At 55.3% G+C, this 20,928-nt stretch carries 15 protein-coding genes and 2 pseudogenes; 6 read left to right on the top strand and 11 right to left on the bottom strand.

Annotated elements, in window-relative coordinates; translation table 11 throughout:
* The first annotated feature begins 3 nt into the window (after positions 1-3).
* The 3 genes from LOC70_RS01810 to LOC70_RS01800 all read left to right on the top strand — a co-directional run bounded on the left by LOC70_RS01810 (position 4) and on the right by LOC70_RS01800 (position 1,763).
* On the top strand, positions 4-363 hold the full coding sequence (locus LOC70_RS01810) for an Rrf2 family transcriptional regulator (RefSeq protein ID WP_230251546.1): 360 nt from the start codon (positions 4-6) through the stop codon (positions 361-363).
* Positions 353-1,048: a class I SAM-dependent methyltransferase gene (locus LOC70_RS01805; RefSeq protein ID WP_230251545.1), complete on the top strand. Its 696-nt coding sequence runs from the start codon at positions 353-355 to the stop codon at positions 1,046-1,048. Before LOC70_RS01810 ends, LOC70_RS01805 begins: the two co-directional genes overlap by 11 nt.
* Before the next feature lie 163 nt (positions 1,049-1,211).
* Complete coding sequence (locus tag LOC70_RS01800) at positions 1,212-1,763, top strand: hypothetical protein (protein ID WP_230251544.1); 552 nt, start codon at positions 1,212-1,214, stop codon at positions 1,761-1,763.
* Between the two features lie 211 nt (positions 1,764-1,974).
* On the opposite strand, the gene gltS is transcribed toward LOC70_RS01800, so the two are convergent.
* Entirely contained in the window at positions 1,975-3,195 is a 1,221-nt protein-coding gene (gltS, locus tag LOC70_RS01795) for a sodium/glutamate symporter (protein WP_230251543.1), read from the bottom strand.
* 513 nt (positions 3,196-3,708) lie between these two features.
* Between gltS and LOC70_RS01790 the strand changes: the two genes are divergently transcribed.
* Entirely contained in the window at positions 3,709-6,420 is a 2,712-nt protein-coding gene (locus LOC70_RS01790) for a cation-transporting P-type ATPase (RefSeq protein ID WP_230251542.1), read from the top strand.
* Positions 6,421-6,652: 232 nt separating this feature from the next.
* Entirely contained in the window at positions 6,653-7,288 is a 636-nt protein-coding gene (locus tag LOC70_RS01785; protein WP_230251541.1) for a hypothetical protein, read from the top strand.
* Between the two features lie 80 nt (positions 7,289-7,368).
* Here the strand turns inward: LOC70_RS01785 and LOC70_RS01780 are convergent, their stop codons facing one another.
* From LOC70_RS01780 to LOC70_RS01770, 3 genes are read right to left on the bottom strand one after another with little or no spacing between them, the layout of a single operon-like run.
* Positions 7,369-8,304 carry a ThuA domain-containing protein gene (locus LOC70_RS01780; protein ID WP_230251540.1) on the bottom strand — a complete coding sequence of 312 codons (936 nt, stop codon included), beginning with the start codon at positions 8,302-8,304 and terminating at the stop codon, positions 7,369-7,371.
* A gap of 40 nt (positions 8,305-8,344) precedes the next feature.
* Entirely contained in the window at positions 8,345-9,445 is a 1,101-nt protein-coding gene (locus LOC70_RS01775; RefSeq protein ID WP_230251539.1) for a quinone-dependent dihydroorotate dehydrogenase, read from the bottom strand.
* A gap of 14 nt (positions 9,446-9,459) precedes the next feature.
* Positions 9,460-9,744, bottom strand: a complete 285-nt coding sequence (locus LOC70_RS01770; RefSeq protein WP_390888983.1) for a hypothetical protein — start codon at positions 9,742-9,744, stop codon at positions 9,460-9,462.
* Between the two features lie 350 nt (positions 9,745-10,094).
* Here LOC70_RS01770 and LOC70_RS01765 point away from each other — a divergent pair, with 350 nt between their 5' ends.
* Positions 10,095-10,835, top strand: a complete 741-nt coding sequence (locus tag LOC70_RS01765; protein WP_230251537.1) for a YqjF family protein — start codon at positions 10,095-10,097, stop codon at positions 10,833-10,835.
* 93 nt (positions 10,836-10,928) lie between these two features.
* Here the strand turns inward: LOC70_RS01765 and LOC70_RS01760 are convergent.
* The 7 genes and pseudogenes from LOC70_RS01760 to LOC70_RS01730 form a co-directional block, all read right to left on the bottom strand.
* Positions 10,929-11,660: pseudogene (locus LOC70_RS01760) on the bottom strand (potassium transporter TrkG).
* Positions 11,661-11,663: 3 nt separating this feature from the next.
* Positions 11,664-13,376: an arabinan endo-1,5-alpha-L-arabinosidase gene (locus tag LOC70_RS01755; protein ID WP_230251536.1), complete on the bottom strand. Its 1,713-nt coding sequence runs from the start codon at positions 13,374-13,376 to the stop codon at positions 11,664-11,666.
* A 252-nt stretch (positions 13,377-13,628) separates the two neighbouring features.
* Entirely contained in the window at positions 13,629-15,254 is a 1,626-nt protein-coding gene (locus LOC70_RS01750; protein WP_230251902.1) for a hypothetical protein, read from the bottom strand.
* A 245-nt stretch (positions 15,255-15,499) separates the two neighbouring features.
* Positions 15,500-15,580, bottom strand: a pseudogene (locus LOC70_RS24565) (hypothetical protein); the annotation flags it as partial.
* 826 nt (positions 15,581-16,406) lie between these two features.
* Positions 16,407-17,459 (bottom strand): ADP-ribosylglycohydrolase family protein, encoded by a 1,053-nt coding sequence (locus tag LOC70_RS01740; protein WP_230251535.1) that lies wholly within the window; start codon positions 17,457-17,459, stop codon positions 16,407-16,409.
* A 102-nt stretch (positions 17,460-17,561) separates the two neighbouring features.
* Positions 17,562-19,697: a DUF4261 domain-containing protein gene (locus LOC70_RS01735; RefSeq protein ID WP_230251534.1), complete on the bottom strand. Its 2,136-nt coding sequence runs from the start codon at positions 19,695-19,697 to the stop codon at positions 17,562-17,564.
* Positions 19,698-19,754: 57 nt separating this feature from the next.
* On the bottom strand, positions 19,755-20,855 hold the full coding sequence (locus LOC70_RS01730) for an SGNH/GDSL hydrolase family protein (protein ID WP_230251533.1): 1,101 nt from the start codon (positions 20,853-20,855) through the stop codon (positions 19,755-19,757).
* Between the last annotated feature and the right edge of the window lie 73 nt (positions 20,856-20,928).

Raw genomic sequence — 20,928 nt, 5'->3', positions numbered from 1 at the left:
GCGGTGAAGCCTTCGCGTCGTCTGATGGCTGGGCTGCACAAACAGGGCTACGTGGAATCGGAAAAGGGCTACGGTGGCGGTTGGACGTTGGCGTGTGACCTGCACGTAGTCACGTTGCTCGGCATTTACGAAGCGGTCGGCAGTCCATCGTTGCTGGCAATCGGTCATCGAACGGAAGCCCCTGGTTGCTTGGTGGAGCAATCCGTGAATGCTGTGCTTGGCGAGACATTTGACGAAGCCGAGCAATTGCTCCTGCAACGGCTCGGTGAAGTCACGCTTGCTTCGCTCAGTGCCGATTGCCATGAGAGATTGCAAGCCCGTGGTATTTCACTCAAAGCAAAACGGAATTCACATGGTGTCTAAGCAAGATTTCTTAGATGCGGCTTTTGGCGATTCTCAAGCGGTCGCGAATTATGCCGAATTGCCTCGTTTGGCCTTCCCTGGTTTTGTTGACATGCAGCGTATGACGACGCTGTTATTGGCCGAACGTGTCGCGCACGACGGACAAGTATTGGTTATCGGAGCGGGCGGCGGTTTGGAACTGAAGGTCTTTGCCGACGCACAACCGAGTTGGACGTTTGACGGCGTCGATCCGTCTCCCGCGATGTTGCAACTTGCCAAGCAGACGCTGGGTCCACTCGTGTCGCGAGTCTCACTTCATGAAGGCAAAGTCGACGTCGCGCCAGACGGACCATTTGATGCAGCGACTTGCATCTTGACCATGCATTTCGCGGACCTCGAGGAACGAAGGCGCATGTTGTCCTCCATTCGCGAACGTCTGAAACCAAATGCTCCCTTCGTCGTGGTTCATTTGAGTTTCGCACAATCGGGTGGCGCCCGATCCGTGTGGTTATCGCGATACGCCGCCTACGTGACCAGTTCCGGCGTGGATCCCGCGAAAGCCGCGGGGGCTCGTGAAGCAATCGATTCACATCTAACCATTCTTGATCCCGAACAAGATGAGTCGCTCTTGCGAGAAGCAGGCTTTTCTGACGTCAGTTTGTTCTACGCCGGGTTCGCTTTTCGAGGTTGGGTTTCCTATGCATGACAAAACGAGAGGTAAGATGAAACCGCCAAGACGGACGCGTTTGGTGCGACGTCGGTGCCCACGACGATGATCAATCAGACGCTTGTCAAAGAGGGTGTTCCATCGGGATGAGAGAACGCTCGATCAGTCGAGGTTGCGAATCAGTCGAAACGAAAGGGGACTCATGGTGGATGACGATCTGCTCAAACGACAAGCGGTACTGGAAACGGTCTTCGAATTTTCTCAATCGGATTTAGCAGCCAATCAGTCCGGCGAGTTGTCGGCAGCTCAGAAGGAACGGGTCGCCGATTCCCACTTTGAAAATTGCCGTTTCGCCTGGGTAGCCTTCTCGGTTGTGTTTGGCTTAGCATTCTTGGGCTTCTGTGCAGAGATGCTTCGCACCGGTGCTTTGGGGATTCGGTCTTTGTCGGCGTACGTTGGGGCGACGGCGTTCTTCGGTCTGGTTCTGTGGGGCTTCGTTCTGTCTCACCGGTATCGGATGAAGCGAACTCTTCGGGAGGGGAAAGTTTTCCCGGTCAAAGGCAAGATCCAGTTGTTCTCGCTGCGGCACGAAAAGTTACTGCATCGATATGTTGGTATTGACGGTCATCGGTTCCAAATCGAACGGTATGATCACTTTCAATTGCTGCAGCAATCTGGTTTGGCAGGGCAGGAAGCCATCGTGTACGTGTCGACGCCACGTCAGTCGGTCCAGTCGGTTGAGCTGAAAGCTTGACTGCATCGGGCCACCGACACGCGAGTCAAGCTTGACTGTCCCTACATCACCAAGGTCCCTCGCGGGCTGCACCTGCAATGTCCAAGTCGCTGCGTTGCGTGGTTTAGCAGTTGTGCTTCGGCCTTGGAATGGTTCGGACCAGTGTTGTTGCTCCCGCTTCGAACCGGGGTGCAACGCGAAACGGATCCATGTTTCGCCTTGAACGTTTGGCTTAACTGGTTGCAGTGAAGAGTGGGCTGGCCAGGAATGCTTGGATGATGGCTGCGTTGGCGATGTCCAAGAAAAACGCACCGACCAACGGCACCACCAAGAACGCTTTTGGTGAAGCACCGAACTTCGCCGTTACCGCGTGCATGTTCGCGATACCAACGGGAGTCGCACCCAAGCCCAAACCTGAAAAACCCGCGGCGATCACGGCGGCGTCGTAGTCTCGCCCCATCGCTGGGAAGACAACCAACAGTGAGACGGCAACCATCACTGTGATCTGCACCAGTAGCACCAGCAGAAGCGGCCCCAGGGCACCCGACAACGTCCACAACTGCAAGCTCATCAGGCTCATCGCCAGGAAGAGTTGCAAGCTAACATCGCTGCACAAACTGATCGCAGGTTTGTCGACGCTCTTGCCAAGCACGTCCAATCCATTGGCGATGAGGATCCCCACAAACATCGCCGTCAGAAATCCGGGCAATGGCAGCGACGAATGATTTGCCAGCCAATCGTTTACCAATGAACCGGCGGCCAGACAAATTGCCAATGCCAGAATTGAGTCGAGCATGCCCGCCAGCGTGACATGGCCGGCGGCCTCGGTTTCCTCGGGACCGGGAACGCATTCCTGCGCAGTCCGGTCGCCCGAAAGTTGGTTTCGTGAGATCAAAAATTTGGCGATTGGGCCGCCGATCAGTCCACCGGCAATCAGGCCAAATGTTGCGCAGGCCAGTCCCAGTTCCAACGCCCCTGGCAAACCCTGGTCAACGGCAAGTTGACCGTAGGAGATGGCCGAACCATGGCCACCAGCAAACGCGATGCTGCCCGCGAGTAGTCCGTAGGCAGGATCAGCACCCAGCAACATCGCGACGCCGATTCCGGCCAAGTCTTGCAGGATGAGAAAGCCGACCGCGCACACGACCAAAATGGCGAGCGACTTGCCACCATTGATCAGCGTTCGGAGTTTGGCCGACAATCCCACGGTGCTAAAGAATAGAAGCAACAGCAGGTCGCGAAGGCTCAGGTCAAACGAGAACTCGATGCCTCGAGTCCAAACTAAGATCGCGACAACCAGGCTGCACACCAAACCACCGCAAACGGCATCGGGGATATTGAAGTCTCGCAGAACGCGGATGCGTGACGTGAGTGTTCGCCCGAGGTAAAGAACCATGATTGCAACAATGGCCGTCCATGTCGCGTCAATTGTGAAGACTTGAGATTCGGGCATGAACACTCGCCAAACTCGTGTCGAGGGAAGTAGCGGAGCCTGATTTGTAACCCATCGGTCGGGCAAGCGATATGACGAGAGTTACTGGCTTACCGCCATATCGCATTCGTTCATGAAGCAAATCTACAGGAGTCTTTGCGTCCGAAATGCATGTTCCATGCTCACTTTGAGACTCGCAGGTTGTTTTGTTGCTGCCAGCGGTCGAAACGCACAGCAGGCATGGGAGCATGGAGATTGATTTCTGGGTCGCTGGCAGCGTCATTGCACCATTGATCGACGAAGATGGCCGAACAATTCAACACGCAGCTTTATGCCGATTAAACTTTCGGTCTGTCGACGCACTTTATGCTCACGGCGTGAATCAATCGGCTGTTGCCGATCACGCTATGCGAGATGAGCGGCCTTGGTGCGGAGACTTTTGACACGCAAAATAGTCGCGGCAAGACGACTGCGAATTTCGTTTGAGATGTTACTTTCTCATGAAGGACGCTCGACTCACGAGCGAACAATCAGATGCCCAAGCCACAAACCGAGATATGGCATGACCACGAGTTGAACGATGTTGCCAGACGTCTTGAAACGGATACGGAATATGGTCTGGCTTTGCTTGAGGTGCGTCGGCGACTCAACAAGCACGGTTCAAACGAACTGACGCAGCGAGCCGGCGACACGAAACTGCAAATCATGGTGCGTCAGTTTCAGCAGCCGTTGGTTTACATCTTGTTGGCTGCGGTTGCGTTGACATTGATTTTGCGCGAGTGGGCAGATGCGGCGGTGATCTTTGCTGTCGTGATTGTCAATGCCGTCATTGGGTTCATGCAGGAGGCGAAAGCTCTCAAGGCCATCGACGCACTCAGTCGAATCATGAACAACGAAGCTACTGTGATTCGCGGAGGAGAGAAGTCTCAAGTTGATGCCTCCGAGTTGGTTCCGGGCGATCTCGTGTTGTTGCAATCCGGCGATCGAGTTCCCGCGGATCTGCGCGTGATCAAGGAGAAAGATTTGCAGATCGACGAGTCCGCTTTGACAGGTGAGTCGATTCCGGTTGAGAAGGAGACCAGCGTGTTTCCGGCGGACACGGTATTGGCCGAGCGAAAGAACATGGCTTTCTCGACCACGCTGGTCACTTATGGGACGGGAGTGGGGATCGTTGTTGCGACTGGCGATCGAACCGAGATTGGGCAGATCAATGACCTGATCGCGTCCGCTGATGTCTTGGAAACTCCGTTGGTTCGGCGAATCAATGAGTTGAGTCACATGTTGTTGAAGGTCATCCTCGTGCTGGCCGCAATGGTGGCTCTCGCAATCTTATTACGAGGGGCACCTCCGGTCGAAGTGTTGTTGGCCGCTGTCGCGTTGGCTGTTGGTGCCATTCCCGAAGGTCTGCCCGCCGTCGTCACCGCGACACTCGCTCTTGGCGTGTCACGACTGGCTCAACGCCGCGCCATCGTTCGCAAATTGCCTGCCGTGGAAACGCTCGGCAGCACCACGGTTGTTTGCTCGGACAAGACGGGAACCTTGACCCAGAACCAAATGACCGTTCGTTCGATCTTCGCGGGGGGCAATTGCTACGTTGTTTCGGGCAGTGGCTACGAACCCGAGGGTGGATTTCGAGTGGTGACCGATTCTGGTGAGCGTCCCGTCGAGCCGGCGGAAGATGAGACACTGCAGGGTATCCTGCGAGCCGGATTGTTGTGCAACGATGCGAGGCTAGTCAAAAACGACGAGGGTCACTGGATTGTCGAAGGTGATCCGACGGAGGCGGCTTTATTGGTTTCTTCGGCCAAGGCGGGATTCAGTCGAAAAGGTGAAACTCTCTCTTCTCCTCGCTTGGACGCGGTGCCGTTCGAATCTCAACATCAATATATGGCGACACTTCATCGCTGTGACACTGAATCGCGAGTCTACATTAAAGGCTCGGTGGAGCGATTGTTGCCGCGTTGCGTTTCAGCAGTCGGTGGAAAACCATTGGATGCGAACGCCATCGAGCGCCAGGTTGAGACCATGGCTGGACAAGGTCAACGAGTCTTGGCGCTGGCCACCAAGACTGTGCCACGGGACCAAGTGACGCTTCAACACAAGGACCTGGAGGAAAAGCTCGAATTTCTCGGATTGCAGGGCATGATCGACCCGCCACGTCCCGAGGCGGTCACCGCGGTTGCGGCGTGTCAGCAAGCGGGGATTAAGGTCAAGATGATCACCGGCGATCATGTCGTGACCGCGACGGCGATTGCCAAACAGCTCGGATTGCAAGGCGCCCGCGACGAGTCGTCCGAAACGCTGATTGGAATGACGGGAGCTCAGTTGGAGGAGATGACCGATCGTGATTTGATCGAATCGGTCGAAGACACTGCCGTGTTTGCCCGCGTGTCACCGGCTCAGAAACTGAGGTTGGTCGAGGCCCTGCAGTCGTGTGGTCACGTCGTCGCGATGACGGGCGACGGAGTCAATGATGCACCGGCGCTGCGGCAAGCCAACATTGGTGTCGCGATGGGAATCACGGGCACCGAAGTGACCAAGGAAGCCGCGGACATGATTTTGACCGACGACAATTTCGCCTCCATTGAAGCGGCGGTGGAAGAAGGTCGAGGAATCTATGACAACTTGATCAAGTTCATCGCCTGGACGTTGCCGACGAATCTTGGAGAAGCAGGCATCATTTTGGTGTCGGCGTTCTTGGGATTCCAGTTGCCAATCACGCCGCTGCAGATCTTGTGGATCAACATGTCGACTGCTGTTCTGCTCGGCGCGACGCTTGCGTTTGAGCCCAAGGAGCGAGACATCATGAACCGTCCACCACGTGACCAGAACGAAGCGATTTTGACAAAGTCGCTGATGTGGCGGACGTTGTGGGTGGGCGGATTATTGGTCATGGCAACGTATTTTGTGTTTGCTTTCAAGAAGTCACTTGGTGTCGATCTGAGTTCCGCACGAACGGCCGCCGTGAATGTCATCGTCATTGGCCAAGCCTTCTACTTGCTCAATTGCCGGTCGCTTCGGCATTCGATGTTTGGCGTCGGTCTATTCAGCAATCTCTGGTTGTGGTGCGGGATCGCCATGATGGTCGGGTTACAACTGGTCTTCACCTACCTGCCGGTGATGCATCATCTTTTCGGAACCGCGCCGACCACTTGGCGACCGTGGGCACTGGCTGTCGGCGCCGGGATGCTCTTGTACACACTTGCGGAGATCGATAAGTGGCGGCTTCACTCAAGTTCACAGTGAGTCGTATGAAGGTTCAGAAACCGAGCCTTTGAAAGATGCAAAGAGCCCCAGTGCATGACAGTTGGCCTTGCGATGACTCATCCAGCTGGAACGGATGTCGGGGGAGATTTTCCGTGAGAGCGGGTTGATCGAATCCGTGTTGAGCCAGCGAGTGCGGCGATCTCGCGTGGTAAAGAGTGGGGTGATTGTGGATGATGGTTTGTCAGTTTACACCTCGCAGGAAAGGCAGTTCATGCGAATCGAGTCGCGTTCAATCTTCTACCCGAAGCCCGTCGATCCGGACGGATACATTCGTCCGCATGAGCTCTCCGTGATTTGTGCGTCAAGCGAAAATGAAGATCGCGAAGTGGTCGCCGCGAGGCTGGCGGTCGACTACCTCGACATCGCACGGATCGAGGAAGAGGGGATGAACGTAATGGAGGTTTGCGATGCTGATTCGCAGGGATGGCACCATGTCTGCTCGGCGATGTTAGAGCCAACCGAAGCATGCGCCGAGTATCGGAAAGAACTAGGAATCGATCATCCGGTGCTTGGTCTGGCCTTCATTCATAGGGCTGTCTTCCACTCTTCGATGCGTGATTGGCAACGAATGATCATCGACTCCGTATCGAAGCTGTTCTCGGGAGAAACGGCAACGGTGATGTGGAGGCGAGGGACCGACATGACAGATCGGGAACTCGCAAGCCTTGGGTTTCGGATCGTTGCCAACGAGGACCTGTTGTTTCGTCCCAACGTGCTGAGAAGCGAGTATGAAACGGTCAACGATGCCCGAGATCCGAATTTCGATTTGATGGTTCCCGAAGAAGCTGGTGAGTATGTTCAACAGGAATGGGACCGCGAGGCCGATTTGGACTTCGACGGGATTTAACCGAGCCTCGGGACATGTCTGTTGATCCGATGTCTGTCAATTTCAGGACGTCTGTCCCATGAGCCTTCGGAGCCGTTAGGCTAAATCGCCTTGGGGTTGAAGTCAGCCAGGTCTGGCAACTTGGTTTTTACTCCTTCCGCCGGAACCTCGATTTTCGCACTCCAGACGATTCCGTTCAGAATCAGTCGTCGCAGGTCTTCGTCCCGCCAGTTCTTGTAGTAGTGCGGCATCACGACGCCAAATCCGCGACCGCTGTCCTGTCGTTCGACACACCAGGCGACCGTCTCTTGTTTGGGGGCTTCCGGTGGCAACATTGAGGTCGCCAGGACGGTCACATTGGATGCGAGTTGGTTTTCATCGGTGCCGAAGTAGTTGTTGAAATACGGTTCGTCGCGAAGCGTGAATTCGTTCCAGCCTTGCGTGATGGGATGGTCCGTCGGTTCGGGAGTGATGGTTGCCTTCGGAAACACGCGGGCGAAGGACTCGTGATGTGGACAGGAACGATTGGCAAAGTAGCCACCCATCCAACGCAACAGAGGGTGGTCGCCTTCGGGTGTGACATCGTCTCCAAGCAAGCCGGTCGCGTAATGAATGCAAGCGATTCCGACACCTCGCCGCATCATTTCGTCCAGCTCGGAAAGGTTTTGCTGCGCGTTGGGAAGGCGGTTGGGTGGGAACAAGTCACCGATGAAGACGACCGTCGAAGCGGTGTCGCGAAGGGATTTGTCGGGCCAACCCTCCACCACATCCGCGTGGATTCCCGATAGGTTTTCGATGTGTTCCAGAGCATGCTTCATCAGTCTGCCTCCCGCCTCGACCTCATGTGTGCCTGGTGGGTGACTGCTGGGACCGACCACGATCAACACTCGCGTGGCACGGTCCGCTACATCATCGGACCATCCGAGATTGGGCGATGTGACGGCGCCCGCAGCAACGATTCCGGACGTTGTCTTGATGAACCTTCGACGCGATTCCGACGATTCACGTACGGGGTTCTGGTTCGATTGATTCGTCATCTTGGATTCTGCTCCAGTAATGGAATGATTCCTCGAAGGCTCATTCGTGCGCGCTGCCCACGGCTTGGGTCACGTTGCTGTGACCGTCCCGTTTCAACAGTTCCGCCAGTCCCAGGCAAATGCGTTTTGTGATGGCGGGACCTTCGTAGATCATGGCCGTGTAGATCTGAACGAACGAAGCCCCCAGTCGGATCTTGTCGTAGGCGTCTTGTGCGGTGAAGACTCCTCCCGCACCGATGATAGCGTATCTTTCGCGATCCATACGGCGATACAACTCCGCGATGCATCCGTTGATCAACGAAGCAACGGGCCGGCCCGCCACCGCGCCCGGTTTGTCGACCAAGCTCTCAGGAGCCACCGACATCTTTGGCTTGGTCGACGGCAGGTTGAAACAGAATCCACGAACGAATTTGAAACGGTCGCATTGCATTAGCAAGCTGTCGAATTGAGCGGTTTCGTCGTGCGGCGAGATTTTGAGGAAGACTGGCACTTGCAACTGCATCGGCTGAAGTCGCTGCAACAATCGTTCAACGTTGCCCGGTTCAGCGAAGAAGCTCCTGCCGCCTTTGGCATTGGGGCAACTGAGATTCAGCATCAGATAGTCAGCATGCGAATGAAGCAACGTTGCGCTTCGTTCGTAGTCGCTCAGAATCTCGTCGGCATCGCAAGCCGGAGCGTGTGGCCCGTCGTTCGTTTTGACGATGTTGATTCCAATCGGAACGCGACCACGATGCGAAGCGACTCGAGAGGCAACTGCATCGGCACCCTCATTGGGCAGACCGTAATTCACGATGACAGCGTGTTCCTCCGGTAGCCGGAACAGCCGAGGTTTTGGATTTCCTTGGGAGCTTCTCGCCGAGACGGATCCGATTTCAATCGCACCCAATCCCATCGCGTCCAACATTCGCAGCGCTCGCCCGCTTTTGTCCCACCCCGCGGCGAGCCCGATTGGATGGCGAAACCGGAGGCCGGCGACTTCGGTTTCCAAGACGGGATCGTGAGATTCCAAACACAGCCGCGTGACGTGTGTGACGCCAGGAACAACGCTCGCCCATCGACATCCTTCGACAGCAAAGTGATGCGCAGTTTCTGCGTTCAGTTGAAAGAGCAACGGCCGAACGAGCGTTTTATAAAAGGACATCGCGATCGTTTGATTCAAGCCGGTTCGGGAAGGACCTTGCCGGTACGTGCATCGACGCGGTGCAGGCGAGTTGCTTGTGCGAGGCTTGCATCGCCGGTCTTGAGCGACACCAACCAGTAAGGTTCATCCGGAACATTTGCATCGACCATGGTTCGCAAAACCTCAGCGTCATGCACGCCGTTCTCACTGTACAGTCTGGCGTGGAAATCTTTCTCCCGTCGAATTTTCTCGGAGTCAAAGAACACGGCGGAGCACTTGGTGCCTGGTGGGATGTTTCCGAAGTGTTCGATAACGATCATGATCGCCGCCTTTTGGTCAATTTCGCGGTTCGTCAAATTGTGTTCCTCGCCTTCGGTGACACGTTCACAGCAGTCTTCTCGAGTCACGGCAAGTCCCAGACTCGTTCTCAACCAAGGATTGTAATCGACTGGCTTGAACATGACGCCGACGGTCGTTTGTAGACCGATTTGTCGTTGCAGTCGTGGACTTAGCGAAGGGGAGAACCGGTCAACTTCGACGCGTCTGAATCATTCGTTCGGTCTTGCGGTTATGTTGGGCAGGCTGCCCCACGATTCGGCGGTCACTTGGCGGTGTTCTGGACAGAACGATTTGATCGCAATGGAACTCGGACGAGCGTCGGGAGAAAGGCATGAAGAATAAATCGGATCGAACTTGGCCTTTGCCGAGACAGCCTTGGGTGATGAAGATGACTTGGTCGGAGCTGCTGTTTGCGCACTGGCCAATTGAACCCGAGGTTGTTGCCAGACGACTTCCGCAAGGCATCACGCTCGACACTCGTGAAGGGAAAGCCTGGGCGGGTGTGGTTCCGTTTCTGATGTCGAACGTTGCCCCGCGACTATGTCCCCCAATTCCCGGCTTGAGTCGTTTTCTTGAACTCAACGTGAGGACCTATGTCACCATCGATGGGAAGCCAGGTGTTTGGTTCTTTTCACTGGATGCCGAGAGTCCAGTCGCGGTCCGTACGGCTCGTGCGACATTCAACCTTCCCTACATGGACGCCACAATGTCGCTTGCACGAGGAACCAAAGGCGAGATCTTTTACCGAAGTGAACGAACGCACCGTGGCGAGCCTTCCGCGGTGTACGACGCGAGCTATCGAGCAGCCGGCGACTATACGGAAGCCAAGCCGGGTTCTCTGGAGCATTGGTTGACCGCTCGGTATTGCCTCTACAGCGTCAATCGACGCGGCGATGTCTATCGCGGTGAGATCGATCATCCGCCTTGGAAGCTTGCACCCGCAATTTGCGATGAAGCGTTGAACACCATGGGCGATGGTTTTGGATTTCGATTCGATGGACAACCGCACTTGATGATGGCCGAATCAATTGACGTGCGTGCTTGGCTGGTGTCAAAGTGCGTCGCGAGATGACCTCTCTTTTCTATGCGAGAGATGCTTGGAATCTCTTGTGAACCCGCAGCACATCAAGGTAAACGTCTTTGGTATCCAGACAGGACTTCGGCCTTAAACAGCCAAGTCATCGCGTTCACGAAATTCATGAGCCCCGGCAGCCAAAGCCAAACCGAAGGTGATGGGGCCAACGCGTCCGATGAACATCAACGCGATCACAACACATTTCCCCAAAGGCTGAAGCTCGCCGGTGAGTCCTCGAGATAGCCCGACGGTGCCCAACGCTGACGCAGCTTCGAAGATGACATCTTCGAATGGGCTTTCTGTTTGTAACAACAGCAGCAAGAATCCTCCCAGGAAAAAGATCGCCACGTGGAAAACCAGCGACGCGAAAGCCGAAGAGAGCCGGTGAGCCGGAACTTCACAGCCCTAAAAAGTCACTTTGTCACGTCCTCGAAGGGTGCTCATCGTCGTGGCGATGGCCGCCGAGACGGAAGTGGACTTCAAGCCGCCGCCGGTCCCTAAGGGCGATGCACCGACGATCATGATCAATAGTATTAAAAATGTCGGTCCGAGTGCTAATTCGCCGATGGAAGTCGTGTTGAAGCCAACGGTGGTGAGGGCTGACATGGCTTGAAACCCTGACGCAAGGACTCTTTGCTCCGCAGGCATCGAACGGTAAGAAGGTTCCGTCAGAAACAGCAGCATCCAACCAACCGTGACGGAGATCAACGTCGCTCGCAAGATGACCCTGGTCGTGAGCCGGAATGCGAGAATTGGTTGAACCCTACAGTGGTGGTCAACGAAATCTATCACCGCGAAGGTTTGCGTCTTCCTTCGGAACATCGGCTACCGATCGGGCTCCCGCTTGAGATCGTCGTGAACAGGCGCCAGATCGCTGGCCGAAAGCGTCGCAACCTCTGGCCAGCCTTTCTTTGACCAAGTCATTTCTTGAATGGAGAAATGCGAACGGCCTCTCTCGGTCCCATCGTAGTAGTGGCAACTGAGCCAGAAGTGGTCATCTTCGTGAAGCACATTTGCGTGTCCCGGACCAATGAACGGCCCCTCACTTTCCAGCAATAGAGTGCCGCCTCCGTTAGCCAAGTCCACCCCATCCTGGTCCAAGTATGGGCCGGTGATTTCTCGGCTTCGGCCCACTCGAATGTTGTAGGTGCTATCGACGCCGCTGCAGCATTTGCCCCAATTGACGAAAAGATAAAACCAACCGTCATGCTGATAGATGTGCGGCGCCTCAATCTGACGATAGTTCGCGATGGAATGAAGTTTTCCAACGGCAGCATCACGCTTGCCGGTCTGCGGGTCTAACCGTATCAGCTTCAAGCCGCTCCAGAATGACCCAAACGACATCCAAAGTTCGCCTGACTGGGTTTGAATCAAAGCGGGATCGATTGCGTTGAAGTCATCATCTCTGGTGGACTGAATCACGATGCCCTCATCGGTCCACCCAAACGCCGGGTCGTTCGGATTCAACGTGGTTGTGGAAGCTAACGCGATCGCTGATGTGTTCTTGCCAAAACTCGACACGGAATAGTAAAGCAAATAGCGATCACCCAGCTCAATAATATCCGGTGCCCAGTAGTGGCCACGTTGGCTGGGAATCATCTCCGTGACCCAAGTCGCTGTTCCCGAAAAAACTCTGGGGCCTCGCTTCCAGGTTTGTAGGTCCTGTGAATGCCAGGAATAGATACCGGTTCCCGTGGAGAAGAACCAATACTCACCATCGCATTTGACGATGGACGATGGGTCATGGACCCCGATGTCTCGCTTGCCGCGAGCTTTCAGCAGAGAGGCCTCCGCCGCCTCGGAAAGTCTCGGCTCGGATTTTTTGATTGGCCGTTGAAGTGCTTCACTCGCTCCATCGGGCACATCCCACTTCGCCGTACCGACATCGCGTAGCTGAATTGTTTTTGTGCGGCTGACTTTGTTCGTTCGATCCTCATTCACAAGTTCCGCTTCCGCGCGGACCACATATTTAATCAATGAACCATGGTTGATGCGAAATCGCACGATCCCTGTGGGACGACGCACGGTCTCACCACCGCGTCGTATTTCAAGGTGATCTTCCGCGGCATTTGCGGGCAAGTCGCCAACGATCCAATCGTCTTCTGTCCGAAGAGATGTCAGCAAAGGCACGAGCTTCTTCAGTTCCTCAACGGGCGTCTCGACGTTCCGAGCGATCGAAGCCGAGAATTTTCCCGAGGAATAACCTTGGGCCTTCATCGCAATCGTTTCCCAGCGGCCATCACGATCCGTTACCGCTGCCTTCTCTCCATCAATAAAAATTTGCAAGTCACGCGAACCGAATGACATCGAAAGGGCAATCATGTCATCGGCGACCGTAGTACCACGCATCGCTCCCGGACGAAATCCTGATTGACCTTCCAACTCACTCTCGGATACCCAGCGGTAGCTTCCTTTTGTTTCTGATTTCTCGATCGCCATCGATAATTGATTGCTGATCGGATCTTTTGCATGCAGGTTCAGAGTGAACCAACCAAAAATGACAAGCAAGGCAAGGAAGGAAGGAAGCGTTTTACTCATCAACAATTGCCCAGTTATCGGAGTTGTGCGAATCGGATCGTTCGTGAATACCAACGCGACTTCTAGCTTGACCGCTGAGTACCAAGCTCTGGCATTCTATCCAACGCCATCGCATCGTCCTGGAAACGACCATGCACGGTAATTGATATCGCGGAAGCGGCTGGTGGATCGCTGGATGAATTTTGGAGATCAACGCAAAAAAACAACTCGCCAGAGTTTCCCCCAGCGAGTTGAGTGTGAAGCAAAATCAATTCAGTCGCCACCAAGAGCGCCGCCTATGACTCCTCCAATGCTGCCGCCACCGCGGTTGGCACCGCCTCCGTTAGCCGCCGCCCCAGCGTTGGCTCCGCGACCGTTGCCACCACCGCGATTCCCACCCGCGTTTCTGCGACCGTTGTCGGGTGTTCCCAAACCGGGAAGATTCCCGACACCACGGTTGAGCGCGTCGCCGACACCCGGAAGGTTGGCTCGGGTTGGATCGACCGATTGGCTTCCCCGACGTGGCAAGTCAGGCAATCCATTGCCTCGATCCGAACGCGGCTGGCGACCGGGCCAATCAGAAGGTCGCTCAGGTCGGGCACGCCCCTCTTGACGAAGCTGTTGCAATCGCTGTTGCAGATCGCTGGCTTGCGAACCACCGCGATTTCCGTCGAGGCCATTTCTCAAGTCCTCGAGCGGATTTCGTTCCATGGGGCGATTCGTATCCGGACGCTCCACAGCATCGCCGGCACGTTCGGCCGTCTCGCGACGTGCGCCGTTAAGCGAATCACGGATATTTTCGTCGCGACCAAGGTCCTCAGCGTCTTCGCGATTGCCCTGCAAACGACCTCGCATGGCTTGGTTGGAGCGTTCCAATCGCTCCCCCGTGTCTTCGATGGCTTGTCCGGCACGGTCAGCGGAATCTTCTGCCGCGTCCTCGAGCTGTTCGCGTCTTGCCTCAAAACGCTCCCGAAGTTCCCCACCAGCATCCCGCATCGAACGCTCGTCGCGTTCGCCGTCCGATCCCGAAATTGCGTCGGCGAGTGCGTTCTCTTCTCGACGTGTTTCGTTTCGACGATTCCCGTTGGAATCATCTCCCGCCAACGCGTTGACCGAGTCCGGCAGCTCCAATGTTCCGCGAGCCTCGGCGTTGGCCTCTGTATTTGCGGACGCGGCGTTCGAATCAACGTCCGCGTTGGTATCGGTTTGCAATTCAATCTCGCGTCGACGATTTACAAGCTCATTCGTTGACTGACGAATTTGACGCCGCACGTCCTCCAGTTGCGAGTCCTGGAGTCTTTGCAATCGCATACCAGACGCACCGTCGTTCGCCAAACTGGTCAAGTTGTCGGCGACCGCCGCAACACGCAAAATTCCCGTGTCCACGTTTGCGTTGCCTTCCAAATTGTTACGCAAGAATTGACGTTGGGCGGCAACAGTGCGGGGTGGTCGAAGTCCGTCGTTTGTCGCGAAGTAGTTGTAGCGACGATTGATCCAATCCAGCGTCGTCGCATTGCGTCCTACGCCGCGAGTGGAGTAATAGGCAAACAGCGGATCATAGGCTCGCGAGCGCTGACCGTAATTGACCCAAGGGTAGTAATTGTTGGCGTAACCGCGTCCGTAATAGTCACCAAAGTAGTAGCGATTGGTTGCGGGACGCAAAAACAGATTGACCAGTAATGCGGCCGTGGTGTCGATTGTGTAGCGGGGTCGGTACACGTAGTTCGGACGTGTGTAGACTCGGTCGCGAAAATGCACCGGGGTGAATACGATGCCGCGATTTGGCAAGTCATAATCCCAGTAACCTGCTCGGTACACACATCCGCGGGGTGTCCAGTAATACTGCGAAGGAACCCAGACCCATCCGGGTTGTGCCCTGGCCAAAAACCAGGTTGCCATTGATAGTCCGTGTCTTGATACACCCAATTCCCGGGAATGTAGAAGTGGTTGTCACTTGGGGATGGCGATGATGGTCCTTGCTCGACCGACTCGGGCGGTGATGGTAGATAAGCTACCTCCCGGTTCTTGGTTTCTGTCCAGAAACCATTCACCCAGCGGAATCCCTCATCAGCCTCCTCCCAATACCCCGCGACCCAACGACGTTGAGGTGGCATATCCCGCCAAACACCGCTGATCCACAGGAAGTCTTCTTGCTCTTCGTCCCACGCCCAATAACCGGGGATCCACTGTACGTTGTCGCCCTCCGGTCGGTATTCCGGTGGCATCTCATCAATGGGCGCCGGGGGTTGCTTCGGCGCAAATGGATTGGGCTCGGGGTCACGGTCAAACGGATCGGCGAACGCTTCGTGCAGAGGTCCGCGCGTAAGGTAGTCCAGCCCCTCCTCATCTTGCCTTTCAGCTTGGGAGTCATTTGCATCATCCAACCGCGTTTGCAGCGTTTTAGATTCGTCTTGAAACCCCGTCCCCGTTTGCCCTGGTTCGGGGGGTTGAGCCATCGTCAACGCGACCGGCATTGCGAACGCCGTTGCGGCAAGCAATGCCAAACTTTGCCGTGAAAAAGATCGTTTCATACTGTTCGTCCAGTCCATCTTCGATGGGGTGATGAGCGGTCGGTACGAACTCAGCTCGAAGCGAAACCGAAGGAAAAAGCTTCATCAACCATCAGGTACAACCCGTGCAAATACACACCCATGGTCCGACTTCTTCCAAAGACAACATCAACGTTGACGTTCGATTTGAGTTCCCATGGAGGACACCTGGATCGCAACTCACGTACCGAAGACAGCGGTGGAAGTGGGACAACATTGGCCGCTACAACGTCGCCCCACACCAGCACTGAGCGGATAAATGCAATGCGGCGTGGTTATGTGGTTGTGTCGAAGTGGAACTCTGTGTCGATCGAGTTCGTTCGACCCATCGTCTGACAACAAATTTCAATTCGTTCAACCACACGCGACTGCTGGGTCAAGATCATGGACAGTGTGTTGCAGCCCGACGGAAAGTCCTACGCCACCGAGTTGCGTGAGAAGTCCAACGGAGCAACCAACCAGCGTTTCTGTTTCAACGAACGAGACACTCAGTTCGCGTTGATCAGTATGGTGGAGCGAGCCGGCGGAATCCGTGAAAAAGAACGATCGACAAGAAGAACAAGTTACGAGTCAATGCGGTGATGGGGTTGATCGATGGTGTATTCTTCGGAGGATGGCCTTCCATGGTGTCAGCCAATGCTTCGCCGAGGCATTGCATCCAGTCAACGCTGCGTGGTAGTTCTTTGATCCGGCTCAACCAGTCGTCGGGCAGACCGCTTTCTCCCACCCCGCATCCGACGATTCCTCCAACAATCGCTGCGGTCGTGTCGGCATCCCCACCGCACTCAATGGTCGAACGGATTGCGGCTCGGAAATTTTTTGAATGCGATAGCCAAGCATGCACGGCGACAGGGACGGTGTGATACGTGTAGCCGGACACCCCGTCTTTCAGATCGATTGACCTCGCAAAATCTGTGGTCAGCTCACCCACTTTTACGCTGTGAATCGCACGCCGCAGCAGTTCGATCAGCTCGGAAGCTGATTCGCCGCAAGCGTCGGCCACCTCTGTCAACCAACGCTCCGCGTCGACAGTTGGGTTCTGGCGAGCATGCTGAGCTGCGAGTGCGACCGCAATCGCGCCGAACTCCGCCTTTCGGTCAGTGTGTGTTAGGCGAGTCGACGCACGGACAAACTCAAGCATCTTGGCTCGGTCATCCATGGCGGCGCCAAACAGAGCCGCTCGCATCGCGGGGCCGTTCCCAGCTGAGTACACACCTGCTTTCTCTGGGCTCGCCCCAAGCCAAAGTTTCAAACCAGCCTGAGCCGTTGCTTTCCCAACGCCCGCAGGCAAAGCAATCACCCACCACCTTAGTCGCGAGGCGAACCGCTTGGCAAACAACTCAACATCCCCGTCGCTCTCGATCAACGATTGAGCGACCATGCAGGTGTGCTCGGTATCATCGGAGATCATTCCTCGCCCGAAAACAAATCGATGGCGATCCGGTGGTCCAAGTAAACGCCGTGCTCGTTCCGGGGATACACCTTCGTAAGGCAACCCGATCGCATCACCGATGGCGGTACCCAAAATGCATCCAACGATCGCATCGCGATTCATTCAATCATTCCAGAACGGGACGTCGAAATCGTAAGCAAAGCCGAGCGTGTTGATTGTTCATTCATGAAGGGATTGTCGGCAGCGCAATACAGGATAGTCTGGTCAATTCGACTCAAGACCACTGGTTTTTAAGACCATTGGGTCGCGACTATCTGTGGCGTCCAATGCCGTCGGTAGTTCCAGCGGCCAAAGAACCATTGCGGAAGCATCGTGGGACATAGCGTAGGTGTAACGATCGAAGCTGATAGGAACACCCAAACCGCTCAATCGTCGGACGGTCTGTTGAGTGGTTCGTGAAATGAGATGGGTTCCGTTGACCAACACTTGATCGCGGTCCACGAAAATTGCTCCATTGCTGGTTGAGAGCCCACCGACGGTGAAGTCGTCCGTGATCGAACCGTCATCGGCCGACAAAATTACAATGCGAGAAACGGAGGAAAGGAAAAGTTCCGAAGCGTCTCGGGAAAAGTCAAGTTTGGGCCAACTGATGGAGCCTAAATCAGCGAGCGAACGCTTAGCGACCAGTTCATTGGTTCGCACATCAACGATGGTTAATTCAGAGCTGGTTGCGAGTGCAAGCAAATGTCCATTGGCAGTCACCGCCCAGGCCGGTCGGTTGCCCACGTGGTAATGGGCGACAGGTGCCATCGTCTCGATGTTCCAGATGACGACGTGTCCATTTGTGTTTCCCACGACCAGTGTTGAGTTGGCCATTGGGTAAACAAATCGAATGCCGGACGTTCGCAAACGGCGTTCGGGAAGTCGCGGGGCGGGAACGGATTGAAACGGATCCCACGGTTTGCTCTGTTCAACTTGGTCTTCATGTAAACGCCATCCCTGCAACATCTCGGATTGCCGGCCAGCGGACATCCAGGCCATTTGACAAGATGCCGAATAGGCCAACGGTTGGGCGGAAACGCCAGCGACCGTCACTGATTGAAGAATCTGGCCTGATTCGAGATCGCCCACCGCGACACGAGTGTTGACGCGGGAGGATGTTGTGGATCCAGTCGCCACCAAAAGCGCGTGATGGGCAAAGGGATTGACGAGCGGTTTGGCGATGCGAACGCCATCCAAATCATCCAAGGGAACCTGGATAGGACTCGCAACAAAACTTTCGAAGTCCCGCATGCCCTCGGTTGACTGCCAAAAATCATCGACAGTCAGGTCGATCTCCTTCGTGTTGGACCAATCGACAGCTTGATTCAACAATTGCGTTTGGACGACGGTGGCGGCGTCCGCCGGGGGATCGGGGACAATCGATGGCACTGGCGTCGACACGACATCGGTCGGTGTGGAAGCGGTTTGTTCAGTGGGCGAAGCAACGACGGACGGGGGTTTGGTGTCAGGGCCGCGCGTCAACATGCCAACGGCGTAGACGATGCCACCAATCATGGCGAGCGCCGCGGCAGGAAGGCCGATCAAAGTCAAGGTCGTTGCCAAGGTGGAGGCATTGCCTTGTGACTCCGCGTCTGCGTAGACAAGATGCATGACTTTGCCTTCACGTCCGAAGGCTGATTGACCATGCACGATGGCGATGCGTTCGGATTCTGACTCGCCGATGGTGTGGCCGTGTTTTAAGATCGGTCCGTGATTCAGCAAGTATTCGCAAACGCCTTCGATCCGCCGATGGATTTCATTAGGCGGTTCAGGTGAATCGACGCATTCAATTTCCATCAAGTCAAATGCATCCATTCCGGTGGTCATCGCGACTGGTTTACCACCCGCCTGTGAAGCGGGAACAACTAGAATGTCGATCCAAACAGAAGTCGGCAGACCATCGGGCTCCAGCGAACCGACGATGGTTTGGAAGTTCTCAGCACTGACCCGAAGACCATGCTTGTTCCAAAGGACTCCCAGTGCGGATGGGAAGGCTTGAAGAATTGAATTGGTGAAATGCGTTAGCAGCAACGCCTCCTCGACCAAGCTAAGATCCGATCCGAACGTTGTCACAATCCAGTGACTTTGCTGAGCCGCCATGTCTGATTGGAAGTCCGGCCACAACGCGGCGGGTGGGGCATTCTCATCTCGTTCCAGTGCAGGCATCCGTGCCAGCATGATGGAGCCCGGATTCGTTTGGCTTGAAGAGTCCGTTTCCAAACTGAATTCGACGATTCCGGATTCGTTGCACGAGACTTCGCCGACACGGACTCGAAATGGCAAGTCATCCCCGAACGCCGTTTGCCAACGCTCTTCAGGAATTTCAACGTCGTCGCTGAAAAGTACAAAACTCACCATCGTCATTGCATCGGCTCTCCGAGAAGGTCGTTACGGAAAGTCTAACACGCGATGAATTCAGTCGGTTCCGGGTGCCGACGGTTCAGCGTTTGGTCGTTCAGCAAGGATGTTGTTGGTTTCCAACGTCTCAATGATTCGTTTGGTGAGATAGAACTTGCCGGTGCGAGACAGGTGAATGTGGTCGTCGATGAACAGCTCTTGTTTGTTCATTTGATCCATTTCGCCGGCGAGATCGATCAGCGTTGCTTCCTTGGTTTGTGCGACTTCGCGAACAACTTGGTTGTAGCTTCGGTGCATGGGAATCAGCGACCTTTGGTCGGAGATTTCTCCTGATTCAACCAGGTACGGCGGAATGCCCAAATCAAACGCATGGGGTGCGGTGATGTACCAAGTCGCGATATTCTGCGATTGACACTGCGTTGCAATGTGAGCGAGGTTCTCGCGATAGTCGTCAAGTTCCACCCGTTTTGCTTTGCCGGTCTGGCTGCTCAGTCCACCCAGTGTGTACGACGCGAATTGGATGACTCGAAAACCTTGCAACGCGTTCATCACGACAGAGGTTTCGACGTTCTGGTCTTTGTCTTGTCGGCCTCGCGCCAACCAGTGGTCATTCCATCCAAAGTACACCGTCACAAGGTCGGGCGACCACTTCAACACCTCGGACTCTAGCAGTCGTCGTCCTTGGAACGACGTGTAGCCGATCACACCGGCATTGATGACCTCGAATTTCCCGGGGGCCGTTTCATCCAGATAGATGCGCAGCATGTCGGGATAGGAATCGGGGCCAAAGTGGGTGCAGCTATCGCCAAGGCACACGATTCGGAAAACGCCTGGTTTCTTTTCCGCTTCAAACTCAGGTCCGTAGAAGCCCTTTGAGTTGTGGTCCATCACGCCGGCTTTCGGACGCCAGAACAATGTCTCGTCACGAACCAGGAACGGCTGCGGCGCACTTTCGTTGTAGTCGTCGATCGGAAAGGTGAACTCCATCCGTTCCACGCCCTGGTTGGCTTGAAAACCAACCAGACGCAACATTCCTTCAAGCACGCCGAAGAAAAGAAGCACTGGAATGACGCTGAACAGAATCTTTCGACGAAGCGGAATACCCGTTCGATTGGTGCGTTGCGGAGTCGATTGTTTGTCGGAGGAGGGCGAGGTCATGGGCCGGTTGAATAAAGGTTGCTGACCGGCTCATTCTAACCGAGTTCACGCTCGCGAAGACCCGCCGTTGATT

Source organism: Rhodopirellula halodulae (assembly GCF_020966775.1).
GTDB lineage: Bacteria > Planctomycetota > Planctomycetia > Pirellulales > Pirellulaceae > Rhodopirellula > Rhodopirellula halodulae.
The sequence above is the reverse complement of the archived record's forward strand: the minus strand, read 5'-3'. Positions and strand labels throughout refer to the sequence as shown.